We start from the raw sequence: 22,618 nt of genomic DNA, 5'->3' as shown, positions 1-22,618 counted from the left end.
GGAGTCGAAGCGCTGGCCCCTAGAGCCTTGCGCCCGGCGGGGGCCGGGCGAAGGATTGACTCCGTAGAGGAGGCAGAGATGTTCATCCAAGTAATCCAAGGAAAGGTGTCGGACGAGGCTGGGCTACGCCGGTGTATGGACCGGTGGACGGAGGAACTGCAGCCGGGGGCGGCCGGCTATCTCGGTACGACCTGCGGCAAGACCGACGACGGAACCTTCATCGTGTTGGCCCGGTTCGAATCCGCGGACGCGGCACGCCGGAACAGCGAGCGCCCCGAGCAGGGTGCGTGGTGGGCAGAGACCGAGCGCTGCTTCGCCGGACCGGTCACGTTCATGGACTGCCCGGACGTGACCGAGTGGCTCGGTGGTGGCTCGGACGACGCCGGATTCGTCCAGATCATGGAGGGCCACACCAGTGACGAGGCGCGGATGCGGGAGTTGCTGATGCAGGCGGGCGACCAGGTGCACGAGCTGCGCCCGGAGATCGTCGGCGGGACCCTGGCGACGGACGGCTCGGGCGGCTACGTCGAGACCGTCTACTTCACGTCCGAGGCCGAGGCGCGTGCGCACGAGAAGGTGGAGATCCCCGACGACCTGCGCTCGCTGTTCGAGGAGGAAGGCCGGCTGATGGGGGAGGTGTCGTACTTCGACCTGCACGAGCCGATGCTCGTCAGCGCGCGACGGACCTGACGATCCGAACCGCGAAAGTCCCCGGATCCTCCGGGGGCTTTCGTCTGCGGCCCACGCCCCTCGATTCCCGACGCGGCGACCCCTCCACCTGATACGATCGCGCATCGAATACACAAACGTATCGAATGGGTTCTGCGGTGTCGGGAAGGGGCGGCCGATGCGAGCCGGGGACGAGACCGAATCCGCGGTGCCCAAGCGCGTGACCAAGCGCCGCATCCAGACGCGGGAGCGGCTGCTGGACGCCGCGCTGCTCGTCTTCGCCGAGGAGGGCTTCGGTCGTTCGACGGTGGAGCAGATCTGCGAGCGCGCCGGCTACACCCGCGGCGCCTTCTATTCGAACTTCGCTTCCCTCGACGAGCTCTTCCTCGCGATGTGGGAGCAGCGGTCGGCGCAGATGCTCGACGACGTCCGGGCGGCGGATGCCGCCACGCGGGCGAAACCGCCGGGCCCGGTCACGCTCGAGGAGATGACCGCGGCACTGCTCGAGGCCATCCCCGTCGACGACCGGTGGTACCGGATCACCGCCGAGTTCACCGCCCACGCGCTGCGGAACCCGTCCCTCAAGCGGGTGATGGCCGCGCGGGAGAACGCGATACTCGCCACGATCCTGCCGCTCGTCGAGGCGGGGCTGGCCGCTGTCGGTCGGCGCGCCGCCGACCCACGAGCCCTCGGCCGGGCGTTGGTGGCCGTCCACGACGGGACCACCGTCCAATGCCTGATGGAACCCGAGAGTGACACCGTCCGCCGGGCGCGCACGAACCTGTTCGTGAGCGTGCTGCGCAACTACAGCGAGGAAGTGTGAATGTGAACGCCGATGTCATCGTGGTGGGGGCGGGCCTGGCCGGACTGGTGGCCACCCACGAGCTCGTGAAGGCCGGACGCCGGGTGTTGGTGCTCGACCAGGAGAACCGTAACAACCTTGGTGGACAGGCATTCTGGTCACTGGGCGGGCTGTTCTTCGTCGACTCGCCCGAGCAGCGCCGGCTCGGGATCAAGGACTCCCACGAGCTGGCACTCGCGGACTGGATGGGGTCGGCCGGGTTCGACCGCGAACGCGAGGATCACTGGCCGCGGCAATGGGCGCGCGCCTACGTCGACTTCGCGGCGACCGAGAAGCGGGAGTACCTGCGCGAGCTCGGGCTCAAGGTGGTGCCGACCGTCGGGTGGGCCGAACGCGGCGGCGGAAGCGCCGCCGGGCACGGCAACTCGGTGCCGCGCTTCCACCTGACCTGGGGCACGGGGCCGGAGGTCGTCCGCATCTTCGCCGAGCCGGTCCTCGAGGGCGAGAAGCAGGGCCTGGTGAGCTTCGAGTTCCGTCATCAGGTCGACGACCTCATCGTCGAGGACGGCGCCGTCGTCGGCGTCCGGGGGACGGTCCTGGAGCCGACCGACCTGGAGCGGGGCAAGGCGTCCTCCCGAACCGCGGTGGGCGAGTTCGAGTTCCGGGCCGCGGCGGTAATCGTCACATCCGGCGGCATCGGCGGAAACCACGACCTGGTCCGCAAGAACTGGCCGACCGAGCGCGTCGGCCCGGCTCCCGAGACGATGATCTCGGGTGTTCCCGCGCATGTGGACGGCCGGATGCTCGCGATCACCGAGAAGGCGGGGGGCAACATCGTCAACCGCGACCGGATGTGGCACTACACCGAGGGCATCGTCAACTGGGATCCGATCTGGCCGAACCACGCCATCCGCATCATCCCGGGCCCGTCGTCGCTGTGGCTCGACTCCACCGGCCATCGGTTGCCCGCGCCGAACTTCCCCGGCTTCGACACCAACCAGACGATGAAGGCGATCCTCGCGACCGGGCACGACTACTCCTGGTACATCCTCACCCAGTCGATCATCGAGAAGGAGTTCGCGCTGTCGGGCTCCGAGCAGAACCCCGACGTCACCGGTAAGGACATCAAGCTGCTGCTGCGCAGCCGGGTGGCCAAGGGGGCGCCGGGACCGGTGGAGGCGTTCAAGCGCAACGGTGTCGACTTCGTGGTCGCGGACAACCTGCGCGGGTTGGTCGACGGGATGAACAAGATCGCGCGCGGCCCGCAGCTGGAGTTCGAACAGGTCGAGCGAGAGGTTCTCGCCCGGGATCGCCAGTTCGACAACAAGTTCGGCAAGGATCTGCAGCTGATGGCGATCACCAACGCCCGGCAGTACCGCAGCGACAAGCTCACCCGCGTCGCGAAGCCGCACCGGCTGCTCGACCCCGACCACGGACCGCTGATCGCGGTGCGCCTGAACATCCTCACCCGCAAGACCCTCGGTGGACTCGAGACCAACCTGGATTCGCAGGTGATCCGCGCCGACGGCGAGACCTTCGACGGCCTGTATGCCGCGGGCGAGGTCGCCGGGTTCGGCGGCGGTGGGGTGCACGGCTACAACGCCCTGGAGGGGACCTTCCTGGGCGGGTGCATCTTCTCCGGCCGCGCCGCGGGGCGGGCGCTGGCACGGGAACTCGCGTGACCGCCGCGCGGACGGCGCTGGTGACCGGCGCGTCCTCCGGAATCGGTGCCGCGGTGGCGAAAGCTCTTGTCGGGCGCGGGTATCGCGTGTTCGGCACCAGCCGCAACCCGTCGTCGATCGGCGATCCCATCCCCGGCGTCGAGTACCTGGCCCTGGATCTGACGGATGCGGCGAGCATCGAGGCGTGTGCGGCCGCCGCGGGCGAGGTGGATGTGCTCGTCAACAACGCGGGGGAGAGCCAGAGCGGACCCATCGAGGAGCTGCCGATGGAGGCGGTCGAGCGGCTCTTCCAGACCAACGTCTTCGGTGCGGTCCGGCTCGCCCAGCTGGTGCTGCCGGGCATGCGTGCACGGGGATATGGGCGGATCGTCATGGTCGGGTCGATGCTGGCCAGCTTCCCGCTGGCCTACCGCTCGTCCTATGTCGCGACGAAGGCGGCGATCAAGGGTTTCGCGACCGCGGCCCGGCGGGAGGTCGCGCCGTTCGGCGTCGGGATCACCACGGTCGAGCCGGGGTCGATCAGCACCGGCATCGGCGAGCGTCGCACCCACTACCTCGCCGACGGATCGCCGTACACGGACGAGTACCGCACCATGATCGCCGCGCTCGACGCCAACGAGCGCGCCGGCATCAGCGGGCAGCGGGTGGCCGAGACCGTGGTCAAGGCGATCGAGGCCGACCGGCCCAAGCAGCTCTACGCGGTGGGCAGCAACGCCCCGGTGACCTTCGCCCTGCGCCGCGTGCTGCCGCGAACCGTGGTGGAGAAGCTGGTGGCGCGCCGCCACGGATTACGCTGAGCCGCAACCCGTTACGGCGGTTCGCTGTACGAGCGTCGGGCCAACCACCGCCGATGTCATCGACGGCCCCAGGAGGTGGTGGTCGTGGTCACTCTGTGACCGCGACGGCGTCGACCTCGAACTGCATCTCCGGCAGGGCGAGCGCGGCCACTCCGGTCAGCGTCTGGGTTGGCGGCCGGTCGCCCCAGATCTCGCCGATGAGCCTGGCGACGACCGCGAGCTTCTCGGGGTCGTGGTCGACGATGTGGGTGCGGAGCGCGACGACGTGGCGGAAATCGAGACCCACCGAGGTCAGCGCCGTCCGCAGGTTCCCGAGCGAACGTTCGACCTGCTCGGTGAAGTCGGGTGAGGTGACATGGCCGTCGCCGTCGGAGGCGTATTGGCCGGCGATGAACACCAGGTCCCCACGTGTGCGGGCGACATGGCTGTAGCCGAATCCGCTCGGATCGTGCAGGCCCTCGGGGTTGATGACGGAGTACGACATCGCAGGGGTTCCTTTCGGGGGAGGTGTCAGGTGAGGGTCGGGCTCGCGGCGGCGCGACCGGGTCGCGCCGCCGCCGTGCCGGTTCAGGCGCCGAGCCGGACGAGCATCTTGCCGGTGTTGGCACCGCGCAGTACCCCGAGGAAGGCGGCCGGGGCCTGGTCGAGACCGTCCACGACGGTCTCCTCGGTGCTCAGGGTGCCGTCGGCGAGCCATCCGGCGGCCTGCGGGATGTACTCCGGGAACAGGTGGAAGTACGAGCCGATGAGCATGCCCCGCAGGGTGAGTTCCTTTGCGGCGGCCTGAAACAGGTTGGTGGGGCCGGGAGCCGGAGCGGTGTTGTTGTAGGTGCTGATCGCGCCGACCAGGGCGACCCGGCCGCCGACACGCGCCGCCCCGACGGCTGCCTCGAGGTGACCTCCGCCGACGCTGTCGAGGTAGACGTCGATGCCCTCGGGCGCGGCCTCGGCGAGCTGCTCGGCGAGGCGGCCCTCGCGGTAGTCGATCGCAGCGTCGTAACCGAAGTCGGAGATCAGCTTCTTGGTCTTGTCCGGACCACCCGCCGACCCGATCACCTTGGCGGCACCCAACTTCCGTGCGATCTGGCCGGCGACCGATCCCACCGCGCCGGCCGCCGCGGAGATGAAGACGACGTCACCCTCACGCACCGGCGCGATCTCGGTCAGCGCGGTGTACGCGGTCAGGCCGGTGGTGCCGAGCACCCCGAGGTATGCCTGGGCGGGCGCGATCTCGGTGTCGATGACGGTGGCGTCGGCCGCGTCCAGGAGCGCGTACTCCCGCCATCCGAGGAAGTGGGTCACTGTCGCACCGACCGGGATCGTCTCCGACCGGGACGCGACGACCTCGCCGACCGCGCTGCCGTCGAGGGCGGCGCCCAGCTGGAACGGAGGGATGTAGGACTCGGCGTCGTCCATCCGGCCCCGCATGTACGGGTCGACGGACATCCAGGTGTTGCGGACCAGGATCTGACCTTCGCCCGGCTGCGGCACGGCGGTCTCGACGAGTTCGAAGTCGTCCGGTCCGGGCTCGCCGACCGGGCGGGAGGCGAGGCGGATCTCGCGGCCGGTGAGCGCGGTGGCGGTGTTCTGGTTCGTGGTCATGAGTCGCTCTTCTCTAGTCGGTGTCGAGGCGGTGGCGGCCCGTTGGTCGGTTCCCTCGGCCTCGCTGGAAACCACCTTGCCGACGGGCGCGCACGATCGACTGGGGGTTCGCTGGGGGTCACGCACGGTGGGACCGGTCGATGCCCGACCGGCTGCGTTACTGTGGCGAAATGCGTTTCGGGGTGCTCGGTCCGCTCGCGGTGTGGACCGCTGATGGCACCTCGGTGCGGGTTCCCGAGGTGAAGGTCCGGGCACTGCTGGCCGACCTGCTCGTGCATCACGGGCGACCGGTGACGGCGTCGCGGCTGGCCGACGACCTGTGGGGCGACGATCCGCCGGGCAACCCCACCAACACCCTGCAGACGAAGGTCTCGCAGCTGCGCCGGGCCCTCGAGAGCGCCGAGTCCGGCGGCCGGGACCTCGTCGGCTACAGCCCACCCGGTTATCTGTTGCGGATCGACCCGGACGCCGTCGACGCCGGGCAGTTCGTCGCGTTGACAGCGCGGGCGCGCGCCGCCACCGACCCCCGGGAGCGGGCCGGTCTGCTCTCCGAGGCGTTGTCGCTGTGGCGCGGCCCCGCCTACGCCGATTTCGCCGACGAGGAATTCGCGCGCGAGGCCATCACCCGCCTGCAGGAGCTGCGACTGACCGCCCTCGAGGATCAGGCCGAGGCACGCCTCGAGCTCGGCGAGCACGATCTGCTGGCGGATGAGCTGGGTCCGTCGGTCGCGGCCAATCCGCTGCGGGAGCGCCTGCGTGCCGCCCAGGTCCGTGCCCTGTACCGGGCCGGCAGGCAGAGCGAGGCGTTGGCGAGCTATGGGCAGCTCCGGGAGGTCCTGGCCGACGAACTCGGTGTCGACCCCGGCCCGGACATGGTTGCTCTCTATCACGCGATCCTGGAACAGGATCCGGGCCTGGGGCCGGCGCCGGCCGCGCCGCCACGCCCGCGCGACAACCTGCCTGCCGCACGCAACGAGCTGATCGGCCGGGCTCGGGAGCTGGCCACGGTCCGAGACCACCTCGCCGGTGCCCGCCTGGTCACGCTCACCGGACCCGGCGGTGTGGGCAAGACGCGATTGGCGCTGGCCGCGGCCGAGGCGGTGGCCGAGACCTTCCCCGACGGTGTGTGGTTCGTCGAACTCGCCGAGCTGCGACGGCCGGACCCGCGGGAGTCGTCGTCCCCACATGAGGTGGCCGGTGCGGTCGCTGCGGTGCTCGGGATCCGCGACGACGCCGCGGCGGGCCCACACCCGGCGATCGAGTCCACCGACGCGGCGGACCTTCTCGCCGGCGCCATGCGCACGAGACGGTCCCTGCTCCTGCTGGACAACTGCGAGCAGGTGGCGGATTCCGTTGCTGCACTGGTGGATCTGCTGCTGCGGCAGGCGCCCGGGCTTCGGGTTCTGGCCACCAGCCAGGAGCCCCTGGCCGTGGACGGGGAAGTCCTACAGGCGGTGCCTGCGCTCGATCTCCCCGACGCGGATTCTGAAGCCGGGCTCGCGGCCGTCGAACGGTCGGCCGCGGTGCAGCTCTTCGCGGCGCGCGCCGCGGCCGCCGCCCCTGGGTTCGCGCTCGATGCCGAGAACGCACGCAGCGTCGCCACCATCTGCCGCCGCCTCGACGGGATCCCGCTGGCCCTGGAGCTGGCCGCGAGCCGGGTGCGCGCGTTGGGGATCCACCAGCTCGCCGAGCGGCTCGACGACCGCTTTCGGCTCCTGGCGGCCGGCAGGCGCGGCGCGCCCGCACGGCACCAGACGCTGCGGGCCGTGATCGACTGGAGCTGGGGGCTCCTCGACGAGCCGGCGCAGATCGTGTTGCGCCGCTTGGCGGTGCATGCGGGTGGGTGCACCCTCCGCGCCGCGGAGGTCGTCTGCGCGGGCGACGGCATCGATACCGCCGAGGTGCTCGATCTGTTGACGCGCCTGGTCGACCGATCACTCGTGGCGGTCGAGGAGGAGGGATCGGAGCCGAGGTACCGGCTCCTCGAATCGGTTGCGGCCTACAGCCTCGAGCGGCTGCGCGAATCCGGGGAGCTCGAGCAGGTTCTACTGCGGCACAACATCTTCTATGCCGAGCTGGCCGAGGATGCCGGATCTGGCCTGCGGGATGGATCCCAGCAGGCCTGCCTGCGCCGGCTCGATGGCGAGGCGGCCAACGTCCGCGCCGCGCTCGACGGTGCGGGGGAGCGAGGCGATGCGGACCTCGCCCTGCGGATCGTCGACGCGATGTCCTGGTACTGGTTTCTGCGCGGCCGGTTGTCGGAGGGACATCGGGCGCTGCGCGGGGCGTTGGCGCTCGAGGGGGAGGCCGGCCCCGCGGTCCGGGCCAGGGCCGGCGTGTGGTTCGCCGGGTTCTCCATGCTCGTCGGCGAGGGCGCAAACCCGGCGGAGCGCAGCCGGACTGCGCTGCAGGGCTTCGACGGCGCCGACGACTCCCGCGGTCGGGCGCGCGCGCAATGGTTCCTGGCGTACGTCCACCTGAGGCTGGGCGCGCTGGACACGACCGCCGAGCTCATCGACGCGGCGATCGCGACGTTCCGGGAACTCGGCGACCGCTGGGGCATCGGGGCCGCCGAGCACGCTCTCTCGACGGCGGCGCTGTTCCGGGGCGATCTCGAATCGGTCGGCCGTCACGGCGCGGCCGGTGTGGCCGTGTTCGCCGATCTCGGGGACGGGTGGGGCCGGATGCAGGCCACCGACGTGCTGGCGGCGCTCGCGGAGATCACGGGGGACTATCCGGCGGCCGCGCGCCTGCACCGGGAGGGGATCGGCCTGGCCGAGGAACTCCGCCTGTGGACCGATGTCTCGTACCGACTGTCCGGGCTCGGTCGAATCGCGTTGCTCACAGGTGATCTAGACGAGTCCAGGGTGCTGCACGAGCGGGCGATGCGGGTCGCCGCGGAGCAATCGCACCGTTTCGCCGAGCAGTTCGCCGAGGTCGGGCTCGCCCTCGTGGCCCGCAGGCGGGGCGATCTGGATGCCGCCGAGGCACATCTGCGGCGCTGGCTCGAGTGGGACCGGCGGCTCGAGGCCGCCCAGGGCGTCCCGTTCTACGGCGTTGTGCTCATCCTCGCCGAGCTGGGTTTCGTCGCCGAGCAACGCGGCAACGCGGAGGAGTCCACGGCACTGCACCTGGAGGGCCTCGCGGCCGTGCGGGAGACCGGCGATCCACGCGCGATCGCCCTGGCGCTCGAGGGTCTCGCCGGCGCCCACGCGGTCGGCGGCCGTCCCGAACTGGGTGCTCGACTCCTGGGGGTCGCCGACGCGGCGCGGAGATCGGTGGGCCAGCCGCTGCCCGAGGCCGAGCGCGGCGACGTGAACCGGATCGAGGCGCGGATCCGGGATGCGTTGTCCGAGGACGTGTTCGACTCCGAGTTCCGGCACGGCGCCGAGCGCGAGATCGCCGATGTTCTGGGCGATCCCGCGCTCACCGCAGTGGACACGGCGGTGCGATAACGGGCACGGATGAGTGGTCGCTCACCCCTCATCGGGGCTCGCGATCACACCGCATCGCCGGATTCCGGCGCCCTGGGGCCGACCTCGCGTACGACCGTGTAGGTCGGGATCCCGCTCATGCGGGGCTCGGCCGTGCCGGTGATGCCTCCCAGCGCCGCCGCGATGTCCGACACCCGGCCCTCGGTGTCGGAGGTCTCGATGAAGTTGCGGTAGTCCGCCTCGCTCGCCCAGTGCACGATGTTGTACACGCGGGACCCGTCGGTGCTGACGTGGAACCGCGCGGAGACGTAGCCGGGATAGAAGCTCACCCAGCGGTCCTGGAGTTCGGCGAACGCGTCGACGAGTTCGGTCTGGGTTCGGGGTCCGTCGACGGTGTAGTCGATGATCGAGTAGAAACTGGTATCGGTGCTCATGGTGGTTCTCCTGTCGGAAATGGTCGGTCGGGGATTCAGGTCCGGATCGGCGTGGTCTGGGCGGAGGCGATCCGCCAGCGGCCGTCCTGCTCGACCATCACGTAGGTGAGTTGCCCCGCGGTCGCGGGCAGGGCCGCCGCGGGGTCTTCCGTTGCCGCGGAGCCCCTTCGGTCGACGACGTGCTTGACGCACGACACGAGCGCCACGTCGTCGCGGAGGAATCGGATCTTCTCGACGTCCACCGTGGTGGCCACGTCGGCGAGCGGTGTCGCCAGCGCCTGCCGCATGGCCTCGGTCAGCGCGTCCAGGCCGGACACGCGGCGCCCGCCGAAGTTGACGATGTTCACCTCCTCGGTGTGCAGCGGGATGAATCGGTCCACGTCGTTCTGGAACTCCACGGCGTCGGCGATGACCTGCGCGATGGCGAGTCGGGAGGGCTCGGTGGTCATTTCGGTACTCCTGGTGTGGGTGTGGGTGTGGGTGTGGCGGGCGCGGGTCAGTAGGCGGCGGTGAACCGGGTGCGGTGGTGCTGTGGCCGTTCCGCCTCGTCGAGCAGTGCCACCGCCAGGTCTTCCATGGAGATCATCGAGGCGCCGTCGGCGTCGACCAGCAGGTCGTCCGAGCCCAGCCGGAAACGGCCGGTTCGTGTTCCCGGCTCCAACAATGCGGGCGGGCTCAGGTACGTCCACTGCGCCGCCGCGTCGGCGCGGCACACCTCGAGCTGATCGGCGCACGCCCGTGCGATGCCTCGCAACGCGGCCGGGAAGTCCGGCTCGTCCATCACGGTCACGCCGGCCGCGCCCGGCACGGTCAGGGTCGCGGCGCCACCGACGACCAGCAGGCGCACCCGGGTCCGGGCCAACCCCGCGAGCAACACCTTCGTGGTCGCGACGAGCTCGCTTTCCCGGCCCGGCGTCGGCCGGGTCGCACTGATCACGAGGTCCTGGCTGATACTCAGGTCGACGACGTCCTCGATGTTCGCGGCATCGCCGATGCGAACCTCCGCTCGCGGCGGCACCTCGTGGGCTCGGGCGGGGCTTCGCAGCACGGCGGTCACCTCGTGGCCGCGGGCGAGGGCCTCCTTCACCGCCCGGCTTCCCACTTGTCCTGCCGCGCCGAAAACTGTGATACGCATGGGTGTTTCGCTCCTGTCGGTATGTGGATGTCGAGTTCGGGGTGATCGGATCGCCCGGGGCGGGCGATCGGGTGGGCGGGTCAGGCGGTCCGGGTGGCCCGGGCGCTGCTCGCGCGTTCGGCGACCCACACCAGGAAGGTCGCGAGCGCCAGCGCGCCGCCGAGGGCGCTCACGCCCGCCCATCCGCCGCGTACCCAGGCGGCGGCGGTCAGCGCCGAACCTGCGGCGCCGCCGACGAAGAAGGCCGTCATGAACGCGGAGTTCAGCCGGTTGCGGATCTCGGGGGCCAGGGCGTAGATGACGTTCTGGTTGCTGTTCAGCACCGACTGCTGCGCCACGGTGAGGGCGATCGCGCCGGCCAGCAGCCACACCAGCGACGTCGCCCCCGCGGCGATCGCCAGCCAGGACACCGCCAGCAGCGCGGTGCCGATGCCGGCCACCCACTGCACGTAGCCGCGGTCGGCGAGCCTGCCGGCCACCGGGGTGGCGATCGTCCCCGCGACGCCGACCAGGCCGAAGAGACCGATCACCGCCTCCGACCACTGGTAGTGGTCCCCGACCAGCAGGAAGGTGACGGACGTCCAGAACACGTTGAACGAGGCGAGCGAGAGCGCGGCGATGACCGCCCGCCACCGCAACACGGGTTCGGTTCGGAACAGGACGAGGGTCGAGCGGAGCAGCGAGGGGTAGGACATCCCGGCGGGAGTGTGCAGGCGGGGCAGGACGCGCCACAGCAACACCGCCACCACGGTCAGCAGCACCGCATTGACCCAGTAGACCGTGCGCCAGCCACCGAACTCCGACAACGTTCCCGAGACCGTCCGCGCCAGCAGGCCACCGAGCAGGAGGCCACTCATCACGGTGCCCACCACCCGGCCGCGATGTTCCGGATCGGCGAGCGCCACCGCGAAGGTCACCAGCACCTGCGCCGCCACCGAGGTGATGGCGGCAAATGCGGTGCCCGCCAGCAGGACGGCGCCGTTGGCCGCGGTGGCCGACATCAGGAGGAACACCGCGGTGGCCCCGAACAGCACCACCGCGAGGCGGCGCCGCTCCAGGAGATCTCCGAGCGGGAGCAGCAGGATCAGCCCCAGGGCGTAGCCGGCCTGTGCGGCGGTGACGACCATCGCCGCCGTCGACGTGCTGAGCTCGAGGTCCTGGCGGATCACGTCCAGGAGCGGCTGGGCGAAGTAGTTGCCCGCCGCCACGAGTCCGGTCGAGACCGACATGAGTAGCAGCAGCCCTCGGCTCAGACCGCTCACCGCCTCGGAAGCGGTGGCACGCGGTGTGGTTCGCGTCATCACGTTTGTCATGACTGAAATCCTGGCCAAGAAGGATCAATGAGTCCAACACATGTTTGTCACCGGAACAATCATGATTCAAGATGGATGGATGGAACTGCAGCAGATGCGGTATGTCATTGCCGTCGCGGAGACGAAGAACTTCACCCGGGCCGCCGAACGCTGCCTGGTGGTCCAGTCCGCGCTCAGTCACCAGATCGCCCGACTGGAACGCGAGCTCGGCGCGAAGCTGTTCGACCGGACCAGTCGGCGGGTCGAGCTCACCCCCGCGGGCGAGGCGTTTCTCCCCGCGGCCCGGCAGAGCGTGGAGGCCGCGGAACGGGCCCGCGCGGAGGTCACCGCCGCCGCGGGCGAGATCCGCGGTCGGCTCGCGATCGGCGCCATCCCGACGGTCGGCGCGATCGACCTCGCCGCGTCGCTGCGGGACTTCAGGGCGCGTCACCCGCAGGTGCAGATCAGCCTCCGGATGGGGGCGAGCGGCGATCACATCGACCAGATCCGCCAGGGCGCACTGGATGTCGCCTTCCTCGGCCTGCCGCCGGGAGCACAGCCGGCGGGGGTCCGTGGCGTCGAACTGGGGCGCGGGGAGCTGGTCGCGTTGATGGCGCCGGGGCACCCCCTCGCCGAGGCGAGGGGTCTCGACCTGAAGGGGCTGGCCGACGAGGTGTTCGTCGATTTTCCGGCGGGCTCCGCCGGTCGAGCGCAATCGGATCAGGCGTTCGCGGCGGTCGGTGTCCAGCGCCGGGTCGCGTTCGAGGTGATGGCGGTGGACTTCTTCGCGCGCCTGATCCGGCAGGGTCTATGCATCGGATTGCTGCCGGCCTCGGTGGTGTCCGAGTTCCCCGACCTGCGCGTCGTCGAACTGCTCGACCCCCCGAAGCGGGTCGAGCACCTGGTGTGGAGCCGGCTGCGGCCGACACCCGCGGCCGCGGCCTATCTGTCCGGACTCGGGGTGGCCGACGAGCAGCTGTTGTCGTCCCCGGGGCGCGGGTCGGGGTAGATCCGTCCACACCCGTTGTCCGGCAGGACAGTTCGTGGCGGGATGAACTGCCTCACCAGTCCCAGCGGGGCACCTCCTGGCAGGGGTGCAGCTCGGTCTCGCCGGTGGCATGGGAGTTCTGCACCGCGACCTCGGTGCCGAAGCGGAGGTAGTCGCGCAACGCCGTGCGGAACCGCGTGTCGGTGGGCATCCCGGCGTCGTCGGCGGCGGTGAGGAACAGGTCGACGAATCGTTGCCGCTGCGCCTCGTCGATCTGCTTGCCGCGGTGCGCGTCGAGAAGCGCCGGGAACCCGCCGAGCCGGTCGGTGTAGTCGGTGGGGCCGCCGAACACCTCGGCGAGGAAGTCCGTCAGGTGGTCGATGTGGCTGGGGCTGCCCGCGCCGAACAGCGGGTGCAGGAGCGGATCGGCGAGGACCCTCGGATACCAGGTCGCGACGAGGCGGTGCAGTCCCTCCCGGCCGCCGACATGCTCGAAAAGCGATTCGGTGGTGTTCCTGTCCGCTGTCATGGCACTCCTCGCTAAGGGTGATTACATGATTACCAAGCTACGCCGACCCTGTGGTGAATCCGGGATTCGGGACGAGGTCGAGGACGGCCTTGCCCCTGACGCGGCGGGAGAGGAGTGCGTCCGCCGCGTCGGCGGCCGAGGTCCAGGGACCGCGCCAGCCGATCTGCGGGTCGAGACGGCGCGCCTGCAGCAGTCGGAGCAGGTAGGCCAGGTCGTCTCCGAACGGCGTGCTCACGTTGAAGTTCTCGAGCCGTCCCCGCGCGCTGGTGGTGCGGGCCCGCTCGAAATCGATGAGTGTCGGTTCGCCGGAGGCCTTCCCGATGGCGAGTGCCACGCCGTCGTCCTCGAGCCGGTTGAAGGCCTCGGCCAGCTGGCTCCCGCCGACGTTGTCGAGGACACCATGGACCGGCGCGGTCAGTTCGGTTGGGCCGAGGACGATCTCGGCGGCGCCCAGCGCTCGCAGGCCCTCCGCGCGAGCGGGGCTACCGACCGAGGCGATGACGTGCGCGCCCGCCATGGCGGCCAGTTGCACGGCGAACCGGCCGACGCCGCCCGAGGCTCCGGTGATTAACACCCGGCGGCCGAGGATCGAGCCCAGGCGGCGGGTCGCCTGGAGTGCCGTGACACCTGCGACCGGTAGTGCGCTGGCGGTCCCGAGATCGACGCCGTCGGGCACCACCGCGAGCTCGGAGGTGTGCACGGCGCGCCGCTCGGCCCAGGCGCCGGACCAGCCGAAGGTCACCACGCGGGTCCCGGCGGGCGGCCCCGAGCCATCGGCGGCGGGCCGCGCGACGACCCCCGCGGCGTCCCATCCGGAGACGTGGCCGGGCCGGGTGAGCGCGGATCGATACGCGATCTCCCCGAAGTTGAAGGAGACCGCGGCGACGTCGATCACGGCCTGCGTGGGTTCTGCGATCGGGTCCGGCGCGTCACCGAGCCTGAGGAGTCCGGGGGCGTGGGGGTCGTGGACGAGGGCGAGCATGACGGCCTTTCGACGAGGGCCCGGGCGCGGTGTGCGGTCCGGAGGCCAGGGGGTGGCCGCCGGTCCGGCGGTGTCCCTGGCCGAGTACCACCGTGCCGGCGGGTGCGCACGATCCGCTGCGGGTTCGCTGGGGGTGCCCGGAGCCCCGGTGCCGGCACCAGCGAAACATCGGCAGCGGGCTCCAGGGCCGGGTGAGGGCTCGGCGTGGTGCCGCGGAGCGCCTCAGCGGTGGCGCCGGATTCCCTCGAACAGGTCGCGGATCAGCAGTGCGGCGCCGGCACGGGCGGCGGCCGGATCCGGGGATCGGGCCGCGGTGAGCGCGACCTCGGTGATCGCGCCGTAGAGGGCGGCGGCCGCGAGGTCGTCGGGATGCGGCTGGGTGAGGCCCTCTCGGCGGAGGGATTTCATCGCGTCGAGGACCAGCCCGCCGAGGTACTCCTGGTCGAGCTCGCGCCAACGCTGCCAGCCCAGTGCCAGGGGCCCCTGCAGCAGGACGATCTCGCGATAGTGCGGGTCCGAGCAGATCTCGAGGAAGGCGTCCACGCCGGCGAGGTGTCGTTCCCAGGGGTCGTCGTGGTCGGTCATGGCGGCGACCACGGCCCGGGCCGCCCGGTCCTCCTGGTCCTCGAAGATCGCCTCGAACAGGCCCTTCTTGCCGCCGTCGAAATGGTGATAGAGAGCGCCTCGGGTCAGGCCGGCGGCGCGGACCAGCTCCTCCGCGGACACGGCCGCGTAGCCGCGCTCGACGAATGCCTCGAGTCCGGCGTCGAGGAGCGCGCGGCGCGTGCTCTGGGCGTACTGCTCACGTCGGCTCGCAACTATTGACATACGTAATGTCTATCACATACACAGTGTATGTCAGTTGGTTCAGGGCGGATGGTGAGGAGCGGATATGAGTGCAGCGGTCGTGGATGTGGTGATCGTGGGGGCGGGTGTCGCGGGGCTGGTCGCCGCGCGCGACCTGGTCCGGCGCGGCAGGGAGGTGGTCGTGCTCGAGGCGCGGGACCGGGTCGGCGGCCGGCTGCTGAACGACACGCTGCCGGGCGGGGCGCCGATCGAGGTCGGCGGTCAGTGGGTCGGTCCCGGGCAACGCCGGGTCCTGGACCTGATCGCGGAACTCGGGCTGTCGACCTTCCCGACCCACGATCACGGACTGCGCATCGCGGAGTTCGCCGGCAGGCGCAGTGAGTACTCCGGGCGGATCCCGAAGCTCGGCCCCGCCGCACTCGCCGACCTCGCGCAGGGGCAATGGCGCCTGCAGCGGGCCACGCGGGCCATCGTGTGCGACGAGCCGTGGCGCAGCGCCGGCGCGGACCGGCTGGACGGGCAGACGTTCGCCACCTGGGTGGACCGGCATTTCGTCACCCGCGGGGGTCGCGCATTCATGCGGCTGATCACCGAGGCCGTGTTCTCGGCCGAGCCCGAGGACCTGTCCGCGCTGTGGGCCCTGTCCTACATCGCGGCGGCGGGTGGCCTCGACGCGATGATCGAGACGACGGGCGGAGCCCAGCAGGATCGGGTTGTCGGCGGCACTCAGCGCATCGCCCTGGAGCTGGCCGCCGAACTCGGGGACCGGGTCGTGCTCGAAACGCCGGTCGCCTCAATCGACTGGAGCGACATGGGCGTTCGGGTGACGACGGTGACGGGAACGGAGGTGCGGGCCGGCCGGGCGATCGTAGCCGTCCCGCCGCCGCTGGCCGCGAGGATCCGTTTCACGCCTGCCCTGCCGGGGGATCGTGATCAGCTGCTCCAGCGCATGCCGATGGGCCGGGTGATCAAGGTCAACGTCGTGTACGAGGAGCCGTTCTGGCGTCGCGCGGGCCTGAGCGGTCAGGTCACCAGCGACAGCCGGCCCTTCGGGGTGGTCTACGACAACACCCTGCCCGGCGGCGGCCCCGGCGTGCTCGTCGGTTTCCTCGAGGGCGCGGCGGCCGACGTCGCGGCCCGGCTCGATCCGTCCGAGCGCCGACGTCGGGTGATCGACGACCTGGTGACCTACTTCGGGCCGGACGCGGCGAATCCGATCGACTTCATCGAACGTGACTGGGCCGCAGAGGAATTCTCCCGCGGCGGATACGGGGCATTCACCGCTCCGCGCACCCTCACCCGCTTCGGTCCGAGCCTGCGGCGGCCGGTCGGTCCGCTGCACTGGGCCGGAACGGAGACCGCGACCCGGTGGCCCGGCTACATCGACGGCGCCGTCGAGTCCGGGGCCCGCGCCGCCGTCGAGACGGACAGCGCGCTCGCATCGGTGCCCCCGGCCGGAGTCGATGTCCTATGAGGTTGGGACACACCATGTTCGGACGAGCTCGATCGGCACGTGCCGCCGCGCCGATCCGCACCACGACGACCCCGGGCGCTGTACGGCGCCCGGGGTCGCCGGGGTGGGCTATCCGACCAGCTTGGCCTTGAGTGCGGCGATGGTGGCCGGGCTCAGTCCGAGGCCTTCGGTGAGGTAGCCGTCGACGGTCCCGTAGTCGGCGGTGATCTGTGCGAGGCCGGCCTCTAGGAAGCTCGCGTCGACACCGAGGACCGGGGTCAGGTTGGCGGCGGCCTGCGCGCCCAGGGCCGCGGTGATCTGCGCCAGGGTCTTCTGGTTGGTCGCCTCGAGGTAGGTGTTGCTCAGCAGGTAGTCGTCCATGATGGTCTGCGCGGGGACCTTGGCGATCGACTGCAGCAGCATGGCGGTCCAGCCGGTGCGGTCCTTGCCCGAGGTGCAGTGGAAGAGCTGCGCGCCGTCACCCGCGGCGATGTCGGAGAGCACCTGCGCGAAGCCGGCCCGGCGCGCGGGGTCGGTGACGAAGCTGCGGTTGGTGTCCACCATGAACTGGCGGCCCTGTTCGGGCGACTGGATGGTCTGGGCGAGCTGGACCAGGTCCGCGAACTCGATCGGGATGCTCTTGTACGTGACGCCGTCCGGCAGCTTGTCCTGGCCGCCGACCAGCGGGTTGGCGATCTCGGCTGCGCCACGCAGGTCGTAGACGTCGGCCAGGCCGAGGGTGGTGAGCGTCGCCTTGTCGGCATCGCTGGTCTTGGTGAGCGCGTTGGCGCGGTAGATGACGCCGCGCTTGAGGTGCTTGCCGTCGGCGGTGGCGTACCCGGCGCCGTCGTTGCCCGCCACGTCGCGGAAGTTGGCCACGGACGCCAGCTTCGGCGTCGGGGCGAGGACCGGGTTGCTCGAGCCCAGGTCGAGCGACCCGCCGAGCGAGCCGGTGTCGATCGAGCTGAGGTCGAAGGCGCCCGCGGTGGCGGGAGCGGTGAACAGCAGACCGCCTGCGACCAGTAAGGCGGCGGCCCTCGCGGTGCGGGTGGACAACTTTCGGGAGCGTGTGGACATGTGACGGAACCTCTCTCTTTCTGCGTGGAACGGACCGACCGAATGGATTGACGGACGGCGGTCGAACCCGGCGAGGGCCGGGGCCGGTCAGGGGGCGACGTCACCGATCCCGGTGAAGCCGTAACGCTGGTGGGGTCCGATGACCGCCACCTCGAAGAGGCCGGCCCCGGTGCGGGAGGCACCGCCCTCGGTGAGGGTGAATCGGGCGAGATTGTCGACCGGGCACAGCATCTTCTTCCAGGGCTCGATCTCCGAGACCTTCTCCCGTAGCCCCTGGACCACCAGCTCGCCCTGCCACATGCCGTGGCGCCAGTCCTGCTCGAGGCCGTAGCCGGTGCCGACACCGAGGTAGTGCGGCAACACCGGTTCGCAGGTGACCGTGAGGACCCGATCCGGCTCCCCGGGCGCGCCCGGGCGGCGGAAGTGCAGGGTTCCGGTGGCGACCTCGCGGGTCCCGGGGACGAAGGTCAGCTCGTGATCGGGCCGGCCCAGCCACTCCGGTTCCCTGGTGCGGTCCGACCAGACCCGGGTCGCATCCTCGACGATGCGGCGACCCTGCTGGTCCTCCTGGATGACCGTGACGATGGTGTGGTCGCCGAACTGCATGATCACGTAGATCCAGAAGAAGTTCTGGCTCGCGGCGACGGCCGGATCTGCCTTGCGCCCAGGCGGTTCCGCCTCGCCGACCGGCCGTACACCCCATGAGCGGTCACGGTTGCCGCGCCAGGTCTCCGGGGTGACGGGCCGGACCTCGCCGTCGACGGTGAGGGAGCCGGACCACGTGCCGGTCTGCACGAATCGTTGGGTGTCGAACGTGACGCGCTCGAGCTGGCGGTGGAAGTGCCGGGCCTCGAGATTGGCGGGCCCGTCGGATTCGAAGACGAGATCGAAGCTCAGGTCCGGCGCCTCGGTGCTCGGTTCCAGCACCACGCGCAGGCGGTGCAGTCCCTCGAGGATCTCGATGCGCAGTGGCCCGACGGACAGGTCCATCCGGTCCTCGCCGAGCGCGCGGGACGCCCGGAAGACGATGTGGTCGTCCCCGCGCCGCAGCACCGCAAAGCCATCGCACACACCGAGATTGGGGTACTGCCCGAGCCCGATGATGAGGAACAGGGGGTCGGCGTCGCCGTCGAGGCCGGGATGGCAGTTGAAGTAGTAGCGGTCGTAGAAGTTGCGGTCGGAGGTGCCGACGTGCCGGATCGTCTCGGCGATCTGGTGCACCGGGTAGTCGTCGAGCGGGGACAGCGTCATCGGGCGGATCCCGTCGCCACCGACGTCCAGTAGGTGCCCTCGAGCATGGCCTCGAGCGTCGCGCGGTGCAGGATCATCTCGTCCGGGTTCGCCGGCATTTCGGCCTGGCCGAACGCGACGGCGCGGCTCTGCACGCGGAACATGATCACGGCATGCCGCAGCGCCGCGTAGAGGGTGTAGAAGTCCAGGTCCGCCGCTCGGTGTCCGGTCAGCTCCAGGTAGGTGGCGGCCACGTCCTCGCGGCGCAGGAAGTCGGGCATGCCGGGCAGACCCGCCATTCCGGCCAGGTCCTCGAAGAACCTGTGCAGGAAGATCATCCAGCCAAGGTCGAGTTCGCGCGGCCCGATCGTGGCCATCTCCCAGTCGAGCACTGCCGTCGGCTCGAAATCCCGGTACATCATGTTGCCGATCCGGGCGTCGCCCCAGCACAGCACCGCGGGCCCGGCCTCGGTGGGCAGGTTCGCCTTGATCCAGTCGAGTCCCCGTTCGATCAGCGGGGACCGGGGGCCGTCGGCGGTGGCCCACTCGTAGTAGCGCCGTTGCCCCTCGACGTGCGCGCGCAGTGTTGCCGCACCGGTCAGTTCGGTGCCCTCGGCGACCAGGTTCGGGCAGGCCTGCTGCGGATGGGCCATGGCGTGCAGCTCGGCCAGCACCCCGACGGAGGACTGCTGAAGCCGGGACCGGTCCTCGGCGGAGGCCTCGGAGAGCCAGGACCCGAAGGTGTACGGCATGACGTCCGGCGGGACCTCCCCGTCGAGCCGTTCCATGACGAAGAACTCGCCGCCGAGTGCCTCCGGGCGGGACTCCGACCAGTAGACCCGGGGGATCGGCACGGAGGTGTGGGCGGCGACCGCCTGCATCACCTCGTACTGCTGGTTCAGGTCGTAGGACGGGAAGAGCGGCGCCGCGCTGGCGGGCGGCGCGATCCTGGCGACCAGGCGGTACTCGGATCGGGCGCCGTCCTCGGTCCAGGTCGCATCGAACAGCACGGTCTCGTTGGACATTCCGTTCGCCGACGGGACCTCGAGCGAGGTCACCTCGGGGTTCGCGCCGAGACCGAGCACGGTACCGAGCCAGCGCTCGAGGCTCGCCCGCATCACGGCGGGATCGTTGCGGGACTCCCCGGGGCGGGCGAGTTCGGCGTAGTCGGGGTCTGCTCCGACGGTTTCAGAGGTCATCACCACTCCTCGGTGGTTCGGTGGCGCCGGTGCGCACGTGGCGTTAGTCGATACACGTTGTATCGACTAAAATCGTGACAGAATGTAACGGCCATCACACGAAGACACAAGGGGTTTGGAGAAAATGCCGAAGGAACCCGAGGCCCAGCACCGGCTCGGACCGCAGCGGAACCCGGCGATCGACGCGGCCGTGTTGGACGCCACCCGGCAGTTGTTGGCGGACAAGGGCTACGCCGGGACCTCCATCGACGCCATCGCCACCCTCGCGGGCGTCGGGCGCCCGGCGATCTACCGGCGTTGGCCGTCGAAGGCCCACATCGTCAACGAGGCGATCTATCCGGTGCTGGACGCGGAGCAGGCCGCCGACCTCGGCGGAGAGATCGGCGTGGAGGGCACGATCGCGGACCAGGTTCGCGCGTTGGTCCAGGGTGCGGTCGCCCTCTTCGCCGCCCCGGCCACCCGCGCCGCCGCCCCCGGACTGATGAGCGAGGTCCGGACCAACGGGGAGTTGCGTGAGGTCCTGGTGGTGCGGATGCTCGCCGGGGTCCGGGTCGAGCTGAAGCGCCGCCTCGAAGCGGCGAGGGAACGGGGCGAGATCCGGGCGGGCGTCGACGCCGACACCCTCCTCGACATCATGGCGGGCGCGGCCATCTTCGCGATGTCCGTTCGCGATGTCGACGATCCCGGGCCGTTCGCGGACTCGCTGGCCGACATCGTCCTGCACGGCATCCTGCCCCCCGAGTAGCGGGGAGGCGGCCGGGCACCGAGCCCGGCGGGATCAGGAAGCGGTGTGCCTGCCCCCTCCGGCCGCGAGATCACTGAGGCAGACGTTGTAGTGAACCATCGCGAAGGCGTTCGGGTCGTCGAGGTCGTCGCAGTCGACGATCGCTTCGCGCCGGGGCGGCAGCAGCCCCGCGGGGAGTTCGGTCGGCGACCGGTCGACGTGGCCCCGCCGGCCCGCCAGTGAGCGCCACGAGAAGTAGGCGAAGGCAAGGAACCCGGAGAACACCGGCCACAGGAACACCAGCAGCCAGTCGAGATCACCGGTGGGTGATGCCGGAACCCCTTGGGCCAGACCGACCGAGAGGCAGGTGGCCACCCCCAGCACGATCAGGATGCCCCCGAACCCAGACCTCCATCGCGTCATGTCCGCATCGTAGCCAGAAGCGGCGGGGCCGGATCCGGGTGCTCGACGGTCGCCAGCGGCATCTGGCGCGTCAGACGCACACTCGTTGACGAGTTCGCACACGAATTGACGCTCCAACGCGTGCGCGTTCTTGCCAGAAGGTGTGCGTGACGGGCCCAGCGCGGATCCTGCGCTGCGGGAACGCGGCTGGCTGGGGAGGCGATGCCCCGGATTCCCGTTCCATCGTGCGGGACGGTTCCTCCATCCCGGCCGCGGGCGTTTCTACGCTCTCGCGTACAGGCGCCAACCGGTGTCGGGAATCTGTTTTCCAACAGGGGGTTTCATGCACCATCGCATCGATCCGGAGTTGCGCGCACTGGTGCCGGCGCTGCCGGACGTGGACATCGCCGACCCGGTGGGATTCCGGGAGACCCAACGCGTCCGCGCCGCCGCGCTGGCGGCGGCGATCGACCGTCCCGGCGACGTGAGTGTGGTCGACCGCGAGATACCGGGCCCACCCGGCGGGCCCTCGATCCCGATCCGCATCTATGCCCCCACCCAGATCTCGCGTCCGGTCGGTGCGCTGGTCTGGTTCCACGGCGGTGGATATGTTTTCGGTGAGATCGCCAGCTCCGAGCGTTCCTGCCTGACCATCGCGGACGAGGTCGGATGCGTTGTTGTCAGCGTCGAATACCGCTTGGCGCCGGAGCATCCGTACCCCGCCGGGATCGATGACTGCCACACCGCGCTGGCGTGGGTCGGCGCACATGCCGGCGAGCTCGGGGTCGATTCCGCACGCATCGCGATCGGCGGTGTCAGTGCCGGTGCGGGCCTGGCGGCCGGACTCGCCCTCCGGGTACGCGACGAGGGTGGGCCCGCCCTCGTCTGCCAGGTGCTGGACAACCCGATGCTCGATGACCGACTCGACACCGACTCGATCCGTGAGTTCATCGACACCCCGCTGTGGACCGGCGCGCAGGCTGCCCTCGGTTGGCGCTCTATCTGGGCGAGTCGCCCACGGAGGTGCCTCCCTATGCGGCCGCGGCCCGCGCCGAGGATCTGACCGGACTGCCACCCGCCTGGATCGCTGCCAACGAGCTCGACCCGCTGCGGGACGAGGCGATCGAGTATGCGCTGCGGCTGATGCGCGCCGGCGTCCCGGTCGAATTGCACCATCGGCCAGGGACTTTCCACGGGTCCAATGTGATGCCGGGTGCGACGGTGTCTGCCCGTACCCGGGACGACATGCATCACGCTCTCCGTCAGGCGCTGAACTAGGTGTGAGCCGCGGGTCGAGCCGCTGCACTGACGTCTTCCACCCGCGCATTGTCAGGGCCACACCGGGACATTCCCAGGTGTGGCCCTGACATCTCGTGAGTT

Annotated in this window: 21 protein-coding genes and 1 pseudogene; 9 read left to right on the top strand and 13 right to left on the bottom strand. The window is 70.6% G+C overall.

Translation table 11 applies throughout. From position 1 onward, the window contains the following. Positions 1–78: 78 nt before the first annotated feature. The 4 genes from ACFQS9_RS01875 to ACFQS9_RS01860 all read left to right on the top strand — a co-directional run bounded on the left by ACFQS9_RS01875 (position 79) and on the right by ACFQS9_RS01860 (position 3,950). Complete coding sequence (locus tag ACFQS9_RS01875; RefSeq protein WP_378400985.1) at positions 79–690, top strand: hypothetical protein; 612 nt, start codon at positions 79–81, stop codon at positions 688–690. A 157-nt stretch (positions 691–847) separates the two neighbouring features. Beyond that, complete coding sequence (locus ACFQS9_RS01870; protein ID WP_378400983.1) at positions 848–1,492, top strand: TetR/AcrR family transcriptional regulator; 645 nt, start codon at positions 848–850, stop codon at positions 1,490–1,492. 2 nt (positions 1,493–1,494) lie between these two features. Further along, entirely contained in the window at positions 1,495–3,153 is a 1,659-nt protein-coding gene (locus ACFQS9_RS01865; RefSeq protein WP_378400981.1) for an FAD-binding dehydrogenase, read from the top strand. Beyond that, positions 3,150–3,950, top strand: a complete 801-nt coding sequence (locus ACFQS9_RS01860) for an SDR family oxidoreductase (protein ID WP_378400979.1) — start codon at positions 3,150–3,152, stop codon at positions 3,948–3,950. The genes ACFQS9_RS01865 and ACFQS9_RS01860 overlap by 4 nt, the downstream gene beginning before the upstream one ends. A gap of 88 nt (positions 3,951–4,038) precedes the next feature. Here the strand turns inward: ACFQS9_RS01860 and ACFQS9_RS01855 are convergent, their stop codons facing one another. Then, complete coding sequence (locus ACFQS9_RS01855) at positions 4,039–4,434, bottom strand: RidA family protein (protein WP_378400977.1); 396 nt, start codon at positions 4,432–4,434, stop codon at positions 4,039–4,041. Positions 4,435–4,517: 83 nt separating this feature from the next. Next, complete coding sequence (locus tag ACFQS9_RS01850) at positions 4,518–5,552, bottom strand: NADP-dependent oxidoreductase (protein ID WP_378400975.1); 1,035 nt, start codon at positions 5,550–5,552, stop codon at positions 4,518–4,520. Positions 5,553–5,722: 170 nt separating this feature from the next. On the opposite strand from ACFQS9_RS01850, the gene ACFQS9_RS01845 reads away from it, so the two are divergent. After that, entirely contained in the window at positions 5,723–9,007 is a 3,285-nt protein-coding gene (locus tag ACFQS9_RS01845; RefSeq protein ID WP_378400973.1) for an AfsR/SARP family transcriptional regulator, read from the top strand. A gap of 44 nt (positions 9,008–9,051) precedes the next feature. Here ACFQS9_RS01845 and ACFQS9_RS01840 read toward each other — a convergent pair whose 3' ends face one another. The 4 genes from ACFQS9_RS01840 to ACFQS9_RS01825 all read right to left on the bottom strand — a co-directional run bounded on the left by ACFQS9_RS01840 (position 9,052) and on the right by ACFQS9_RS01825 (position 11,868). Then, positions 9,052–9,420 (bottom strand): antibiotic biosynthesis monooxygenase family protein, encoded by a 369-nt coding sequence (locus tag ACFQS9_RS01840; protein WP_378400971.1) that lies wholly within the window; start codon positions 9,418–9,420, stop codon positions 9,052–9,054. 35 nt (positions 9,421–9,455) lie between these two features. After that, positions 9,456–9,869, bottom strand: a complete 414-nt coding sequence (locus ACFQS9_RS01835) for an SgcJ/EcaC family oxidoreductase (protein ID WP_378400969.1) — start codon at positions 9,867–9,869, stop codon at positions 9,456–9,458. Positions 9,870–9,916: 47 nt separating this feature from the next. Next, positions 9,917–10,555, bottom strand: coding sequence for an NAD(P)-dependent oxidoreductase (locus ACFQS9_RS01830; RefSeq protein ID WP_378400967.1), 639 nt, complete (start codon positions 10,553–10,555; stop codon positions 9,917–9,919). 80 nt (positions 10,556–10,635) lie between these two features. Further along, the gene (locus tag ACFQS9_RS01825; protein WP_378400965.1) at positions 10,636–11,868 is read right to left on the bottom strand and encodes an MFS transporter; all 1,233 of its coding nucleotides are present in this window, start codon (positions 11,866–11,868) and stop codon (positions 10,636–10,638) included. Positions 11,869–11,947: 79 nt separating this feature from the next. Between ACFQS9_RS01825 and ACFQS9_RS01820 the strand changes: the two genes are divergently transcribed. Then, entirely contained in the window at positions 11,948–12,856 is a 909-nt protein-coding gene (locus ACFQS9_RS01820) for a LysR family transcriptional regulator (protein WP_378400963.1), read from the top strand. 52 nt (positions 12,857–12,908) lie between these two features. On the opposite strand, the gene ACFQS9_RS01815 is transcribed toward ACFQS9_RS01820, so the two are convergent. From ACFQS9_RS01815 to ACFQS9_RS01805, 3 genes are all read right to left on the bottom strand, one after another. Further along, entirely contained in the window at positions 12,909–13,364 is a 456-nt protein-coding gene (locus ACFQS9_RS01815) for a group II truncated hemoglobin (RefSeq protein ID WP_378400961.1), read from the bottom strand. Between the two features lie 37 nt (positions 13,365–13,401). Further along, entirely contained in the window at positions 13,402–14,346 is a 945-nt protein-coding gene (locus ACFQS9_RS01810; protein WP_378400959.1) for a zinc-binding dehydrogenase, read from the bottom strand. Between the two features lie 222 nt (positions 14,347–14,568). Further along, positions 14,569–15,174, bottom strand: coding sequence for a TetR/AcrR family transcriptional regulator (locus ACFQS9_RS01805; protein WP_378400957.1), 606 nt, complete (start codon positions 15,172–15,174; stop codon positions 14,569–14,571). A 64-nt stretch (positions 15,175–15,238) separates the two neighbouring features. Between ACFQS9_RS01805 and ACFQS9_RS01800 the strand changes: the two genes are divergently transcribed. Continuing rightward, entirely contained in the window at positions 15,239–16,627 is a 1,389-nt protein-coding gene (locus tag ACFQS9_RS01800; protein ID WP_378400955.1) for a flavin monoamine oxidase family protein, read from the top strand. A gap of 108 nt (positions 16,628–16,735) precedes the next feature. Here the strand turns inward: ACFQS9_RS01800 and ACFQS9_RS01795 are convergent, their stop codons facing one another. The 3 genes from ACFQS9_RS01795 to ACFQS9_RS01785 all read right to left on the bottom strand — a co-directional run bounded on the left by ACFQS9_RS01795 (position 16,736) and on the right by ACFQS9_RS01785 (position 20,112). Further along, positions 16,736–17,683 (bottom strand): tyrosine-protein phosphatase, encoded by a 948-nt coding sequence (locus ACFQS9_RS01795; protein ID WP_378400953.1) that lies wholly within the window; start codon positions 17,681–17,683, stop codon positions 16,736–16,738. An 87-nt stretch (positions 17,684–17,770) separates the two neighbouring features. Next, positions 17,771–18,934 (bottom strand): Rv3169 family protein, encoded by a 1,164-nt coding sequence (locus tag ACFQS9_RS01790; RefSeq protein WP_378400951.1) that lies wholly within the window; start codon positions 18,932–18,934, stop codon positions 17,771–17,773. Beyond that, positions 18,931–20,112, bottom strand: coding sequence for a phosphotransferase family protein (locus tag ACFQS9_RS01785; RefSeq protein WP_378400949.1), 1,182 nt, complete (start codon positions 20,110–20,112; stop codon positions 18,931–18,933). The genes ACFQS9_RS01790 and ACFQS9_RS01785 overlap by 4 nt, the downstream gene beginning before the upstream one ends. Before the next feature lie 124 nt (positions 20,113–20,236). Between ACFQS9_RS01785 and ACFQS9_RS01780 the strand changes: the two genes are divergently transcribed. Next, positions 20,237–20,857, top strand: coding sequence for a TetR/AcrR family transcriptional regulator (locus ACFQS9_RS01780; protein ID WP_378400947.1), 621 nt, complete (start codon positions 20,237–20,239; stop codon positions 20,855–20,857). 33 nt (positions 20,858–20,890) lie between these two features. Here ACFQS9_RS01780 and ACFQS9_RS01775 read toward each other — a convergent pair whose 3' ends face one another. After that, on the bottom strand, positions 20,891–21,259 hold the full coding sequence (locus ACFQS9_RS01775; RefSeq protein ID WP_378400945.1) for a hypothetical protein: 369 nt from the start codon (positions 21,257–21,259) through the stop codon (positions 20,891–20,893). 322 nt (positions 21,260–21,581) lie between these two features. Here ACFQS9_RS01775 and ACFQS9_RS01770 point away from each other — a divergent pair. Beyond that, a pseudogene (locus ACFQS9_RS01770) lies at positions 21,582–22,516 on the top strand (alpha/beta hydrolase). Positions 22,517–22,618: the final 102 nt, after the last annotated feature.

Source organism: Rhodococcus daqingensis, from assembly GCF_042665615.1.
Taxonomy (GTDB): Bacteria; Actinomycetota; Actinomycetes; order Mycobacteriales; family Mycobacteriaceae; genus Rhodococcus_G; species Rhodococcus_G daqingensis.
This window is presented reverse-complemented; position numbering and strand designations above follow the sequence as displayed.